A 13,922-nucleotide genomic window follows, 5' to 3' on the forward strand; every position below is an offset into this window, starting at 1 on the left:
TGTCTTGTATTTCTACAAAGCCAACTCCTCAGTTTTTAAATAATTCAAGGAAAGCATAGCCTTATGTCACGTTTAGCCACTCGTTTTGGACAGCTTAAATCTCAGCAGCGTAAAGCGCTAGTTTCTTATGTAATGGCAGGTGACCCTCATCCAGAAGTAACTGTTCCCTTGTTACATCAAATGGTTGAGGCAGGAGTGGATGTGATTGAGCTTGGTCTTCCATTTTCAGACCCTATGGCAGATGGTCCAGTGATTGCCCTTGCAGCAGAACGTGCATTGGCAGGTGGCACCAATACCCTGGACGCTTTGAATATGGTGAAAGAGTTCCGTCAGAAAGATACAGAAACACCAGTAGTTTTGATGGGTTATTTAAACCCGGTCGAAGTGATTGGTTATGAAAAGTTTGTATCGATTGCCAGTGAATGCGGTGTTGATGGGATACTTCTGGTGGATTTACCACCTGAAGAAGCAAAAAATCTGGATGATGTGTTGAAAAAATTCGACATGGATCAAATTTTCTTGCTTGCACCTACCTCGACTGATCAACGTATTGAGCATGTGGCGAAACAAGCCCGTGGTTTTATCTACTATGTGTCCTTGAAAGGGGTAACCGGTGCAGCAACTTTAGATGTATCTGAAGCTGCGGCGCGTATCCAGAAAATTAAAGCTGTGACTGATATTCCTGTTGGTGTGGGTTTTGGTATTAGTGATGCTGCCTCTGCGAAAGCCATGGGTGTAGCGGCTGATGCAGTGATTGTGGGCAGTGCTTTTGTCAAACAATTTGAGAACTTAGCGCCAGAACAAGCTGTTGTTGAAACGGTTAATAAAGTCAAGGAGCTTCGAGCTGCGCTCGATGAGTTAGTATGAATCAAGAAGTGAAAGCAGGCCAAATTCTTAGCCCAGCGACGCCGTGGACGGAACGTCATGTTCCGGGTATTCACACCCCCGATGAGCAAACCGCACTCAAAGCAACTTTTACAGAGCCAACCATTGAGTGTCCTGAGTGTCACGCACTGGTTACCCGTACGGCTATGTCATTTAACGCTTATGTTTGCCCGCAATGCGACGAACATTTGCGTATGAAAGCACGTGAACGTTTAAACTGGTTCTTCGATCAAGTTCAAAATGAACTGGGTCAGGAATTTGTAGCCAAAGATCCACTGAAATTTGTCGACAGTAAGGCATACCCAGACCGTATGGCTGAAGCACAAAAGAAAACCGGTGAAACTGAAGCATTAGTGGTTATGCAAGGTTTACTCAAAGGTATTCCTTTAATCGCATGTGCATTTGAATTCGACTTTATGGGCGGTTCAATGGGCACTGTGGTCGGTGACCGTTTTGTGCAAGCGGCTGAACGCGCCATTAAAGAGAAACAGCCTTTAGTCTGCTTCGCGGCATCGGGTGGTGCGCGTATGCAAGAAGGCATGTTGTCGCTTATGCAAATGGCACGTACTTCAGCAGCAATTCAACGCATGAAAGATGCAGGTTTACCGTATTTGGTGGTATTAACTCATCCAGTTTATGGTGGCGTAACCGCTTCACTTGCAATGTTGGGTGATGTGCATATTGCTGAACCTAAAGCCATGATTGGTTTTGCGGGTAAACGTGTGATTGAGCAAACCGTACGTGAAAAACTGGAAGAACCGTTCCAACGTGCAGAATATTTGCTTGATCATGGTGTAATTGATCAAATTGTTCATCGTCACGCATTACGTGATACAGTCTATCGTATTGTCGCGAAACTGATGAATTTGCCTTGAACACAGCACCACTTGCAACAGACTCTTTAAACACATGGCTCGATTATTGGAGCCATGTTCACGTTACGGGGATTGATTTAGGTCTGGAACGCGTCATTCCAGTGGCTGAAAAGCTGGGTATGACACGTCCGCAGGCAAAAGTACTGACCGTAGCGGGAACCAATGGCAAAGGTTCAACCACCACCACTTTAGCTGCCATTTTAAATGCGCAGGGCTATCAAGTCGGATTGTATCAATCACCGCATATTTACCGTTTTAATGAACGGGTTAAATTGTCGGGCATTGAAGTGGATGACCAAACGTTAGTAAATGCATTTGTTGCAGTGGATCACGCCCGTCGTGATTGTGATCTTAGCCTTTCTTTCTTTGAAGCCACCACACTTGCCGCTTTTGTTATTTTTAAAGCTAAACAATGTGATGTCTGGGTACTTGAAGTCGGACTGGGCGGCCGCTTAGACGTGGTCAATGTGATTGAGCCAGATGTCGCAGTGATTACCAATATTGGTTTAGACCATACCGATTGGCTGGGCGACACCATTGAAAAAATTGCTTTTGAAAAAGCCGGGATTATTCGCCCGAATATTCCTGTGATTTTCGGTGGTTTACAGCAACTTCCACAAGCCATTCAAAATAAAGTTGATGAATGCAAGGCGACATTATATGTGGCTGATTGTGATTATTTCTATCAATACACGGACGATGCTCAGTCTTGGATGTTTGCATCTTCAGGTACAACTTTAAAATTACCAACAGGAGCTTTGGCGTTAGAAAATATTTCCACAGCAGTCGCAGCGATTTTAGTTAGTGGCTTAAAAGTGACTCAAGATGCCATTGCACAAGGCATTCAAAATGCAAAACTGCCAGGTCGCTTTGAAATTCGCCAGATTCAGGGCAAAACGGTGATCTTTGATGCCGGCCATAACCCGCATGGCGTAGATTTTTTGTTAAATCAGTTGCGAAAATTCCTGGAATACAATAAACAGTACACAGAAGTGATCAGTGTTTTTTCCATGTTGGCAGATAAAGACATTAATTCTGTCGCAGAGTTGTTGAAAGATACTGTTTTAACATGGAAAATTGCCCCATTAGCGGTTCCGCGAGCAGCTTCAATCGAACAGCTTGATGAAGCGTTACAGGGTGAAACAGTACAACACTTCGAAAGTGTTCAATTGGCTTTTAAATCAGCGCTGAATGAAACGAAGAATAATCAGCTGATCTTGGTATGTGGTTCATTTCATACCTTAGAAGCGGTATGGGAGTATTTGGAAGAATGTCAATGAATAGCAAACAACGCTGGATGGGTGGCGTTGTTTTATTAGGTGGTGGTGTTTTATTGGCAGCATTGCTCCTGAAAGGCAAAGAAGAAATATATCAAAACGAACAGAGAACCCCAGAGCTTGCAGCTCAAGTCACGCAACAAAAGCCTGCTCCAGAAGGTGAAATAGTTCAGCTGCAACCTTTAACGGTCGATGTTGAAACAGAAAAGCGTTTGCTTGAAGAGCAACGCCGTGGGCGTGAAAAAGCAGTTGCAGAACAAGAAGCACGTGCCGCTGAATTTTTAGTAATGCAGCAACAGGCTGAAGCAGAGGCTGCACGTAAAGCGGCAGAAGAATATGCGGCTTTAAATGCCCATCGTACTGGCGCACAGCAGAGTTCAGACAATATTCCTCCTGAACTGATTGAGGATGAAACAGTTAAACAAAAGCGTTTAGCTGAAGAAAAGCTGCTTGCACAAAAAAAGTTAGATCAGCAGAAAGCTCAACAACAGCGAACTGATGCTGATAAAAAAGCAGTTGAAGATCATCGTAAAGTCGAAGCGGATAAAAAATTAGCAGATATCAAAGCGGCTGAAAAGAAAGCAGCAGAGAAAAAAGCGGCTGACGAAAAAGCTAAACAGGATGCTGACGTAAAACGTAAGGCAGCTGAAAAGCAAGAAGCAGAGAAGAAAGCCGAGGCTGAACAGAAAGCGCGAGCAGAAAAGAAAAAAGCAGAAGAAAAACGTGAGGCGGATGCCAAGAAAAAGGCAGAGGCTGAAAAGGCACGTGATCTGTTGGAAAATGGCGAAAAACAGTGGATGGTACAAGTGGCTTTGGCAGCCAATGAAGCCAATGCTGATACTGTTGCAGCCAAGTTGCGGGCTAAAGGCTACAAGGTCACCAAAAGTCCAACCTCGAAAGGGATTCGCATTATGGTCGGACCTTCTAAAGACCGAGACTCTGCAGATGCTGCACGCAAGAAAATCAACAATGATGCCAGTTTGGGAATGAAGTCGGCTTGGGTAATTGAATGGGTGCCTTTAGACAAGCGCTAAATCAAGGCTAAGTTAAAAATCACGATGGATTCGACAGTTGCTGTTGAATCCATTTTACATTTTCAGGACTGAATATTTTTGCGATATGCATCCAAACCGTATGAAAATCATAGCCGCCATATTTCATCTCACTCAGTGCATCTTCAATTTTTCTGTTTTCAAAAATAATTCGATACATGGCAATGCTCGCACCGGTGCGGTCTGAACCGTGATCACAATGAATCAGTACCTTTTGATCGAGTGCTTTGGCTTGCTGAATCTGTCGCATCACCTGTAACAAATCTTCACGCGACATTGCCCAGATATGAATAGGTAAATGAACCAATTTGAAATCGGGGGAGGGCAATATATCTAGATCTGCATTTATGGATCTTAAATTAACTACCACATTAATGTGATGGGCTTTTAATTGCGGAATCAGTTCAGCTGTGGGTTGTTCACTACGAAACATATGCTCGCTAATTTGATAAAAATTATCTGTTTGATTCAGCATGATTCCCCAGTATTGAGGACGCTGTTCCGATGAAAGTGGGGGCGAAGTCATGCATCCCACTAAACTTGAGCTACTCAGTAAAAGGGTAACCACTGTTCTTCTCATCATGCTAAATAACGCGCCAATTCAATAGGATCATGAGCACAAATGATTTCAATATTTTTTTCCGTTTGTGCCAGCTGTTGAATTTTATGCAAGTTATCTAGACGCATTTGATTATTTTCGGCAAATACACGTTCCAGTTTATCCAAAGTTCGGAGTTTGTTTTTGGGATTAAGTTGTAGATGTGAATAGTAAGCATCGCCACAGAAGAATAACCATCCATCCTTTTGCTTAATCGCAATCCCGCAATGACCTTTGCTATGACCCAATAATGGAATCATTAAAATTTCATTTTGAAATAAGTGGAAGTCTTGGACTTGATGTAAATTAAACCAGGCTTCTCCTTGTTCAGGTTCAATGAAATTCCAGTAACGATGTTGCTTGAATTGTTGGGTTTTATAGCGCGCTTTATTTTTCAGGGAGAAAAAATTTTGCGTTGCATTATATTCACTGGACAGCACATGCACCGTTGCTTGTGGGAAATCCGAAATTCCCCCGGCATGATCAAAATCCAGATGGGAAACCAGGATATGTCTGACATCTTGCGGACTAAAACCTAAACGCTGAATTTGTGCAATCGCAGTCAATTCTAAGTTGTTTTCTATCCGCCCCACTCGTGAAACCAGCTGACCCAAGCGGACTTGGGTGTGCAGATAATCCTGTATGCCCAAGCCGGTATCTACCAGTACCAAGCCTTGATCGGTTTCAAGCAGCAGGCAATGACAAACCACTTTGGCGTGTAAACCTTTTTGACCAAACAGAGGGCCGCAAACAGGGCACATGGTGCCGCAGTGCAAATGATGAATATTATAAATCACAATATTTATTCTTAAGATGATTAGGCGTATTTATAAACTGCCTATGAAATAAACACTAACTTGATTTTGTAATTCAATTTCTTAGCAGAATGAAAAAGCCTGTCATAAGACAGGCCTTAGCAAGATCAGGATCATCATTCTAGACCTGATGAGCACTATTGTGGTTCATCGGAGATTCCAAGCAAGTATCGCTCGATGATTTATTCGCATTCCAAGTATAGCTTCTGATCCTTTTGCGAGATATATTCATTAGGGTGAAGCCTTCTCCAATTCTGAAACTACGCGCTTTATTTGTCTTGTGAGAAACTAAAGAACTACTTTTGATACTACGCGCTTCGCTTGTTTTGCGACAAAATAAGACAGTGCTTTAGTTTTAACTTGAAGCATAGCTTCTCGTCTTGCGTTCGGGCAAGGCAGTACCTTGCTGATCCTCACTCAGGATGTGGCGTTAAACGCAAATAAGGTTTAACTGCGGTATAACCTTTAGGGAAACGCTGTTTGATTTCTTCTTCATCTTGAAGAGAGGGCACGATCACGACATCTTCACCTTGTTGCCAGTTGGCAGGGGTCGCCACTTTATGCTTGTCTGTCAGTTGTAGCGAGTCCACGACACGTAAAATTTCATGAAAATTACGTCCTGTTGAAGCCGGGTAGGTAATAATTAAACGCACTTTTTTGTTTGGATCAATAATCACCAAAGAACGAACAGTTAAAGTTTCGCTCGCATTGGGGTGAATGAAATCATAAAGCGTAGACACTTTACGGTCTTTGTCGGCAATGATGGGGAAATTGACCGTAGTATTTTGAGTTTCATTAATATCGTTAATCCAGCCTTTATGTGATTCGACATCATCAACCGACAGGGCTATGGCTTTTACACCGCGTTTATCAAATTCATCTTTCAGCTTTGCGGTATAGCCCAGTTCAGTGGTGCATACCGGAGTGTAGTCGGCAGGATGGGAAAATAAGATTCCCCAGCTGTTACCCAGGTAATCGTAGAAATTAATTGTGCCTTCACTTGAGTCCTGCTCAAAATTCGGTGCAGTGTCGCCTAAACGTAATGTCATTTTTATAGCCTCACATTATTTGTTATAAACCTTGATGAAACCTAATATGGCGCAATTTTTTTTCCAAGGAAAATAGCGTTTTTGTATTTCTTTATGAGTAAATGGAATATACGGAAGTAATTTGATTTGTAAAATCTACATAAATTGCGGATTTTATGACTATATTGGTTGTTTAAAATTTGTTACATTAATTTTCCTTAGCGGTCATGTGCTAGAACGAATGATCAGAATTTTTTTATCGGTTTTGTGCAAAACCCTTGTACTTCAAATTTCTAGCACCATAATAACGACTGAGAAAAAATTTATTCATTCGATAAGCAAGATTTAGAGAGTCTATTCATGTTGGCAAGTCTGATCGGAGGCATCTTCGGTACCAAAAATGAGCGCGAACTCAAACGCATGCGTAAAATCGTAGATAAGATTAATGCGCTCGAGCCGACGATATCTGCACTAAGCGATGCAGACTTATCTGCAAAAACTGAAGAATTCAAACAACGATATAACAATGGCGATGGCCTGGATAAATTATTGCCTGAAGCATTTGCGGTTTGTCGTGAGGCGGCAAAACGAATCATGGGGATGCGTCATTATGACGTACAGCTGATTGGTGGTATTACGCTTCACGAAGGTAAAATTGCAGAAATGCGCACCGGTGAAGGTAAAACCCTGATGGGCACCTTGGCGTGTTATTTAAATGCGATTAGTGGTCAAGGAGTCCATGTCATTACCGTGAACGATTATTTGGCACAACGTGACGCCGAATTAAACCGTCCATTATTCGAATTCTTGGGTTTAAGCATTGGTATTATTTACTCAATGCAAAATCCGAGCGAAAAAGCAGAAGCCTATCGTGCCGATATTACTTACGGTACTAACAACGAATTTGGTTTCGACTATCTTCGTGACAACATGGTGTTCTCACTGGCTGAGAAAAAACAGCGTGGCTTAAGCTATGCCATTATCGATGAGGTCGATTCAATCCTGATTGATGAAGCACGTACACCATTAATTATTTCGGGTCAAAGTGATGACTCGTCACAATTGTATGCTGCGATCAATAGCATTCCACCAAAACTGACTCCGCAAAAAGAAGAAAAAGTGGCCGATGGCGGTCACTTCTGGATTGATGAAAAACAACGCTCTGTCGAAATGACAGAAATTGGTTATGAAACAGTCGAAGATGAACTGATTCGTATGGGCTTGCTCGCAGAAGGCGAGAGCTTGTATTCATCGGCTAACTTGAATCTGGTTCATCATGTTTCTGCGGCCATTCGTGCACATTATCTTTATCAACGTAACGTTCAATACATCATCAATGATGGTGAAGTGATTATTGTGGATGAAAATACCGGTCGTACCATGCCGGGTCGTCGCTGGTCAGAAGGCTTGCACCAGGCAGTTGAAGCAAAAGAAGGTCTGGAAATCCAACCTGAAAACCAAACCCTTGCAACTACAACTTTCCAGAACTATTTCCGTTTATACAAAAAACTTTCAGGTATGACCGGTACTGCTGATACCGAAGCTGCGGAAATGAAAGAAATTTACGGTCTAGATGTGGTGCTGATTCCAACGCATCGTCCAATGATCCGTAATGACCAAAACGATTTAATTTATTTAAACCGTAATGGTAAATACGACGCGATTATTCAAGAAATTCAAAATATTCATGAAGCCGGTGTTGCGCCGATCCTGATTGGTACGGCAACCATTGAAGCCAGTGAAATTCTTTCTGATAAACTGAAAGAAGCCGGTATTGTTCACGAAGTATTGAATGCAAAACAACATGAGCGCGAAGCTGACATTATTGCGCAAGCGGGTTCACCCAATGCGGTAACCATTGCCACCAATATGGCGGGTCGTGGTACCGATATTTTGCTCGGTGGTAACTGGAAAGCCAAACTTGCCAAAATTGAAAACTATACTGCTGAAGATGAAGCACGCCTAAAAGCTGAATGGGATCAAAGCCATGAAATGGTGATCAGCTCTGGCGGTTTACATATTATTGGTTCAGAACGTCACGAATCCCGTCGTATCGATAACCAGCTCCGTGGTCGTGCCGGACGTCAAGGTGACCCGGGTGTTTCCCGTTTCTATTTGTCTCTTGAAGATGACTTGATGCGTATCTTCGCGGGTGATCGTGTTGTCGGCATGATGCGCGCGATGGGTTTGCAAGAAGATGAAGCCATTGAACATAAAATGGTGTCACGTTCAATCGAAAATGCACAACGTAAAGTAGAAGCACGTAACTTTGACATTCGTAAGAACTTGTTGAAATACGATGACGTCAATAACGAACAACGTAAGATCATTTATTCACAACGTGATGAAGTTCTGACTGAAAGTACCTTGCAAGAATATATCGAAGAAATGCATCACGAAGTGATTAAAGGGGTGATTGCAAATTATATTCCACCTGAATCAATTCATGATCAATGGGATATTGATGGCTTAGAACGTGCATTACGTGACGATTTAGGTATCGATTTACCGGTGAATCAATGGCTGGAACAAGACCGTCGTTTAGATGAAGAAGCTTTGGTGGAACGTATTTCTGATGACATCGTGAATCGTTATCGTGATCGCCGTGAACAAATGGGTGATGAGTCTGCAGCAATGCTAGAGCGTCACTTCATGCTCAGTGCTTTGGACCGTCACTGGAAAGAGCATTTGGCGGCGATGGATTACTTGCGTCAAGGCATTCACTTGCGTGGTTATGCACAAAAGAATCCAGAGCAAGAGTATAAGAAAGAAGCATTTAACCTGTTTGTAAATATGCTGGCAGTGATTAAGTCGGATGTCATTACTGATCTTTCACGCGTTCATGTACCTACAGCTGAGGAAGTGGCTGAAATGGAAGCACAGAAACAGGCTCAAGCTGAGGCGATGCAGTTGAACCTTTCTCATGCGGAAGTAGATGGCTTAACGGGTGATCTGACTGAGGATAGCGATGCACAATATACCCCAGTCGATGAGCAAAATATTATTCCACCTGCCAACCGTAATGCACCTTGTCCATGTGGTTCAGGTTTAAAATACAAACAATGTCACGGTAAAATTTAATTTTACCCAGACCGTTAAGCCACTTTAAAAATTCTTCTTGTTTATGGAGATGAGTATTTAAAGTGGCTTTTTTAATTCCTTTTAAATAGAGAATTTAGTTTTTCAAGATGTGAATAGGTTTGCAGAGAACTAAATTAAGTGTTATTTAGTTGCATATCGAACACTGAAAAGCGGAAAAGACAATGAAAAAAGTATTACAACCATTGATGATTGCAGCTTTAGCTCTTCCTACTTTGACTTTTGCAAATAATGCAGCTCAAACAACAACCATAGAAAAAGTTCAAGCTGCGCGTGGCGCAACCACAGCTCCCGCAGTTGCTCAGGACGGTAATATTACAGTTGCAAGTCCGCGCACTGGTATTCGTTATACTTTTGCTAATCCGAATCAACGCCCGGTGGTATTGAAAACTGCAGCGGTAGCTGCAGCCAATGCTGCGAATGCAGATCGTATTGTGGCATCAAATCCTGCGTTATCTACAGCAAGTCAGGAAAAAGCCAAACAAGCCTTATTGTCAGAAGCTAGCCAGTTGGCCTCTAATTAAGCCGAGGTCGTGATTTAAACCAGTCCGTGGACTGGTTTTTTTATGCCTGAAAATGTTAATTGAATAAAAAATAAATCAAACAAAGTGTTGTGCTCGATTTTTTAGTTAATTTCTACTAAGCTGTCTTTTTATCACCAACTTATTTGGAAGTTTAAAAATGGCGGTCGGCGACGTAACAATGCCACAGATGCATGTGGTTAAAGGTGTAAAAATTGGTTCAGCTGAAGCCTATGTGCGCTATCAGAACCGACGCGACCTGGTCATTTTTGAATTTGCTGAAGGTTCCAATGCAGCTGGGGTATTTACCCAAAATGCATTTTGCGCTGCACCTGTACATGTCTGTAAAGCACATCTTCAGGTAGGTAATCCACGTTATCTAGTGATTAATACCGGTAATGCCAATGCAGGTACCGGCAAAATCGGAATGGCAAATGCACAAGCGACTTGCGCGAAATTGGCTGAACTTGCTGGCGTATCTGCGAGTGAAATTTTACCTTTTTCAACCGGTGTGATTGGTGAACAGCTTCCACTGGAACGCTTAATAACAGGGTTGCAACCGGCACTGGACTCATTACGCGATGATGCCTGGTTAGATGCAGCGACTGGCATTATGACCACAGACACTTTGCCAAAAGGTGCATCTGAACAGTTTGAACTCGATGGTTTGACTTACACCATGACCGGTATTTCTAAAGGTGCAGGCATGATTCGTCCGAATATGGCGACTATGCTGAGCTATGTTGCAACAGATGCACCTATCAGCCGTGCATTGGTACAGCAGCTGTTAAAAACAACGGTTAATGTTTCTTTCAACCGTATTACGGTCGATGGCGATACCTCAACCAATGATTCCTGTATTTTTGTGGCCACAGGTCAAGCCGGTGGAACAGAAATCACCTCAACTCATGATCCGCGTTATGCAGTAGTTCTTGAGGTTCTAACACGGGTGATGAAACGCCTGGCACAACTGATTGTTCGCGATGGTGAGGGTGCAACCAAATTTATTACGGTTGCAGTAGAAGGCGGTGGGGATACTCAAGAATGTTGCGATATTGCTTATAGCATTGCCCATTCGCCTTTGGTGAAAACTGCAATTTTTGCATCCGATCCAAACTGGGGACGTATTCTTGCAGCAATTGGTTATGCTGGGGTTAAAAATTTAGATGTTGAAAAAATCCAGGTTTGGTTAGATGATGTGCAAATCTGTAAAGATGGTGGTGCGGCAGCAGACTATACGGAGGAAGCTGGCGCGCGCGTGATGTCTCAAGCTGAAATGACCATTCGTGTTGATTTAGGACGAGGTCAGGCAAAAGACACGGTCTATACCTGCGATCTGTCTTATGACTATGTCAAGATCAATGCAGATTACCGTTCTTAAGTTTAGTTGCATGAAAAAAGCCTCCGTTGTGAGGCTTTTTTATAAAGCAAATTTTTTAATGACTGGTCAAAAAAGCTTGATGCCATTCTGATCAGTGAATTGAGTGTACGGCTTGTGGTCTTACAAGCACTAAGGATAGAGAAGACGTTTATGAATAATGCGACCAATTTAATTGCCAATGAGGCTAAATCGATTGTACAGGCGCATTTAGATCGTTTAGGCGAGCCTAAAGATATTCATTTGAGTGATGAAGTCAAACAGGAAAAGTTTGCGCAAATTCTGGCAGAACTCAAAAAACGCGATGCTGTCCTTGTCGCTCACTATTATTGTGATCCTGAAGTTCAAGAGCTGGCTGAACTGTCGGGCGGTTGTGTTTCAGATTCATTAGAAATGGCCCGTTTTGGCCGTGACCATCCAGCTTCAACATTGGTTGTGGCGGGTGTGAAATTTATGGGAGAAACAGCAAAAATCCTTTCTCCTGAAAAAACTGTGCTTATGCCCACCTTGGAAGCCACCTGTTCTTTAGATTTGGGCTGTCCGGTAGATGAGTTTACTGCGTTCTGTGACGCTCATTCTGATTATACTGTGGTGGTGTATGCCAATACTTCTGCGGCAGTCAAAGCCCGGGCTGATTGGGTGGTAACCTCAAGTTGTGCAGTTGAAATTATTGAACATCTAGATAGTTTGGGCGAAAAGATTATTTGGGCACCAGATCAGCATCTCGGTCGTTATATCCAGAAAAAAACCGGTGCAGACATGTTGCTTTGGGATGGTGCTTGCATTGTGCATGAAGAATTTCGTGCACGTGGTATTGCCAATATGAAAGCCCTTTATCCCGATGCAGCTGTTTTGGTGCATCCAGAGTCCCCAGAATCTGTGGTTGATATTGCAGATGCCGTTGGAAGTACTTCGCAACTGATTAAAGCTGCACAAATGCTGCCAAATGAACGTTTGATTGTGGCAACCGACCGTGGCATCTTCTATAAAATGCAACAAGCCGTACCAAACAAGATTTTGATTGAAGCGCCAACAGCAGGTGAGGGGGCAACTTGTCGCTCTTGTGCACATTGTCCTTGGATGGCAATGAATGAATTAGAGGGAATTTTAGCGGTTCTACAAAAAGGTGATCAAGAAATACACGTCGATCCCGCCCTTGCGGAACGAGCTAAATTACCTCTCGATCGTATGTTGAACTTCAGTGCCAATTTAAAACGCTAATATTTGTATATAAAATAGCTAAAGTGTTTGATAAATATACATTCGAAGCGTTTTTTTGATTTTTTTTGACTATAGGTGTTGACGTTGCTAAGCGTCACGCCTAGAATGCACACCGTACCGCATGAACTGCAGTATGAAGCTAAGATGAATCGGAGCATGGCGCAGCTTGGTAGCGCACCTGGTTTGGGACCAGGGGGTCGTAGGTTCGAATCCTACTGCTCCGACCAATTCTTCAAGGCGAAGGTTTCATGGTATTTAATATCATAGGTCATGCGCCTGTAGCTCAGTAGGATAGAGCATCCGCCTTCTAAGCGGATGGTCACAGGTTCGAATCCTGTCAGGCGCACCATTTATGGTTGCTTGATATTTTAGAATCTGAAAATGTTGTAACGGTGGATGTAGCTCAGTTGGTAGAGCCCCGGATTGTGATTCCGGTTGTCGTGGGTTCGAGCCCCATCATTCACCCCAATTCGGAGCATGGCGCAGCTTGGTAGCGCACCTGGTTTGGGACCAGGGGGTCGTAGGTTCGAATCCTACTGCTCCGACCATCTTTTTAAAAGATGATATAAATAATCCGCTTAAATGCGGTTTTTTTATGCCCGAAATTTAATAATAACATTCAACATTCAACATTCAACATTCAACATTCAACATTCAACATTCAACATTCAACATTCAACATTCAACATTCAACATTCAACATCCAACATATTGGGTAAGCTTTAATAGACATAGTTTGCAATTTAATATCAAGAGCACATTGATCGCTCCTAATAGCGCATATAAAACCTGTTGAGGGTAGGTGGGTTCGGTTGGTTGAAGAGATCAATGAATTGTTTTGAGTAAAATTTAAATTAAAAATGATTTCTTATTTAAAATGGCTTGATGTTAATTTTGTTTTAAATCTGGACACTCTTTTTTTGTTCTGTATATTTCATTTGTTTACATTTCTGTACGATGGTGAATTGAGTGATCAACGATAAGGTGGAATATAAAAAGGAAAATGTAAGTAATTAAGATGGGGTAAATAGGAAAGGTGCTTTAGTGGTTTAAAAGGTTTTGAATTGAAAAACTTTATAATTAAAGCTAAAAAATAAGAAAACCGGCCTGTTTTGCAGAATAAATAACCGGTCGAGGGATTATTGATGAAATAATAGGGAAAAGGGGTTGCGT

The 13,922-nt window shown here is 42.4% G+C and carries 11 protein-coding genes and 4 tRNA genes; 12 read left to right on the top strand and 3 right to left on the bottom strand.

Features of this window, described 5'->3' with window-relative positions:
* Nucleotides 1-63: 63 nt before the first annotated feature.
* The 4 genes from trpA to AY606_RS15560 are packed head-to-tail and all read left to right on the top strand — an operon-like array spanning nt 64 to nt 4,071.
* Nucleotides 64-867: a tryptophan synthase subunit alpha gene (gene trpA, locus AY606_RS15545; protein WP_067870624.1), complete on the top strand. Its 804-nt coding sequence runs from the start codon at nt 64-66 to the stop codon at nt 865-867.
* Entirely contained in the window at nt 864-1,760 is an 897-nt protein-coding gene (gene accD / locus AY606_RS15550; RefSeq protein ID WP_067870626.1) for an acetyl-CoA carboxylase, carboxyltransferase subunit beta, read from the top strand. The genes trpA and accD overlap by 4 nt, the downstream gene beginning before the upstream one ends.
* Nucleotides 1,757-3,040 carry a bifunctional tetrahydrofolate synthase/dihydrofolate synthase gene (gene folC / locus AY606_RS15555; protein WP_067870628.1) on the top strand — a complete coding sequence of 428 codons (1,284 nt, stop codon included), beginning with the start codon at nt 1,757-1,759 and terminating at the stop codon, nt 3,038-3,040. The genes accD and folC overlap by 4 nt, the downstream gene beginning before the upstream one ends.
* Entirely contained in the window at nt 3,037-4,071 is a 1,035-nt protein-coding gene (locus AY606_RS15560; protein ID WP_067870629.1) for an SPOR domain-containing protein, read from the top strand. The genes folC and AY606_RS15560 overlap by 4 nt, the downstream gene beginning before the upstream one ends.
* 19 nt (nt 4,072-4,090) lie before the next feature.
* On the opposite strand, the gene AY606_RS15565 is transcribed toward AY606_RS15560, so the two are convergent.
* The 3 genes from AY606_RS15565 to AY606_RS15575 all read right to left on the bottom strand — a co-directional run bounded on the left by AY606_RS15565 (nt 4,091) and on the right by AY606_RS15575 (nt 6,551).
* Nucleotides 4,091-4,669, bottom strand: a complete 579-nt coding sequence (locus AY606_RS15565; RefSeq protein ID WP_067870651.1) for a dual specificity protein phosphatase family protein — start codon at nt 4,667-4,669, stop codon at nt 4,091-4,093.
* Nucleotides 4,669-5,484: an MBL fold metallo-hydrolase gene (locus AY606_RS15570; RefSeq protein ID WP_067870631.1), complete on the bottom strand. Its 816-nt coding sequence runs from the start codon at nt 5,482-5,484 to the stop codon at nt 4,669-4,671. Before AY606_RS15570 ends, AY606_RS15565 begins: the two co-directional genes overlap by 1 nt.
* A gap of 431 nt (nt 5,485-5,915) precedes the next feature.
* On the bottom strand, nt 5,916-6,551 hold the full coding sequence (locus AY606_RS15575; protein ID WP_067870633.1) for a peroxiredoxin: 636 nt from the start codon (nt 6,549-6,551) through the stop codon (nt 5,916-5,918).
* A gap of 339 nt (nt 6,552-6,890) precedes the next feature.
* Here AY606_RS15575 and secA point away from each other — a divergent pair, with 339 nt between their 5' ends.
* The 8 genes from secA to AY606_RS15615 all read left to right on the top strand — a co-directional run bounded on the left by secA (nt 6,891) and on the right by AY606_RS15615 (nt 13,297).
* Entirely contained in the window at nt 6,891-9,611 is a 2,721-nt protein-coding gene (gene secA, locus AY606_RS15580; RefSeq protein ID WP_067870635.1) for a preprotein translocase subunit SecA, read from the top strand.
* Nucleotides 9,612-9,793: 182 nt separating this feature from the next.
* Nucleotides 9,794-10,153: a hypothetical protein gene (locus tag AY606_RS15585; protein WP_067870637.1), complete on the top strand. Its 360-nt coding sequence runs from the start codon at nt 9,794-9,796 to the stop codon at nt 10,151-10,153.
* Nucleotides 10,154-10,310: 157 nt separating this feature from the next.
* Complete coding sequence (gene argJ / locus AY606_RS15590) at nt 10,311-11,531, top strand: bifunctional glutamate N-acetyltransferase/amino-acid acetyltransferase ArgJ (protein WP_067870639.1); 1,221 nt, start codon at nt 10,311-10,313, stop codon at nt 11,529-11,531.
* A gap of 150 nt (nt 11,532-11,681) precedes the next feature.
* On the top strand, nt 11,682-12,749 hold the full coding sequence (nadA, locus tag AY606_RS15595) for a quinolinate synthase NadA (protein ID WP_067870641.1): 1,068 nt from the start codon (nt 11,682-11,684) through the stop codon (nt 12,747-12,749).
* Between the two features lie 150 nt (nt 12,750-12,899).
* Nucleotides 12,900-12,976, top strand: a tRNA-Pro gene (locus AY606_RS15600).
* A gap of 45 nt (nt 12,977-13,021) precedes the next feature.
* A tRNA-Arg gene (locus AY606_RS15605) sits at nt 13,022-13,098 on the top strand.
* A 43-nt stretch (nt 13,099-13,141) separates the two neighbouring features.
* Nucleotides 13,142-13,217, top strand: a tRNA-His gene (locus AY606_RS15610).
* 3 nt (nt 13,218-13,220) lie between these two features.
* A tRNA-Pro gene (locus AY606_RS15615) sits at nt 13,221-13,297 on the top strand.
* Nucleotides 13,298-13,922 lie beyond the last annotated feature (625 nt).

This window comes from Acinetobacter sp. SFB, from assembly GCF_001647545.1.
In the GTDB taxonomy this organism is placed as follows: domain Bacteria; phylum Pseudomonadota; class Gammaproteobacteria; order Pseudomonadales; family Moraxellaceae; genus Acinetobacter.

What these genes read in the sequence shown, in the direction of transcription:
- trpA (WP_067870624.1), top strand. Translation starts at nt 64, where the DNA reads ATGTCACGTTTAGCCACTCGTTTTGGACAGCTTAAATCTCAGCAGCGT.
- accD (WP_067870626.1), top strand. Translation starts at nt 864, where the DNA reads ATGAATCAAGAAGTGAAAGCAGGCCAAATTCTTAGCCCAGCGACGCCG.
- AY606_RS15560 (WP_067870629.1), top strand. Translation starts at nt 3,037, where the DNA reads ATGAATAGCAAACAACGCTGGATGGGTGGCGTTGTTTTATTAGGTGGT.
- AY606_RS15565 (WP_067870651.1), bottom strand. Translation starts at nt 4,669, where the DNA reads ATGAGAAGAACAGTGGTTACCCTTTTACTGAGTAGCTCAAGTTTAGTG.
- AY606_RS15575 (WP_067870633.1), bottom strand. Translation starts at nt 6,551, where the DNA reads ATGACATTACGTTTAGGCGACACTGCACCGAATTTTGAGCAGGACTCA.
- secA (WP_067870635.1), top strand. Translation starts at nt 6,891, where the DNA reads ATGTTGGCAAGTCTGATCGGAGGCATCTTCGGTACCAAAAATGAGCGC.
- AY606_RS15585 (WP_067870637.1), top strand. Translation starts at nt 9,794, where the DNA reads ATGAAAAAAGTATTACAACCATTGATGATTGCAGCTTTAGCTCTTCCT.
- argJ (WP_067870639.1), top strand. Translation starts at nt 10,311, where the DNA reads ATGGCGGTCGGCGACGTAACAATGCCACAGATGCATGTGGTTAAAGGT.
- nadA (WP_067870641.1), top strand. Translation starts at nt 11,682, where the DNA reads ATGAATAATGCGACCAATTTAATTGCCAATGAGGCTAAATCGATTGTA.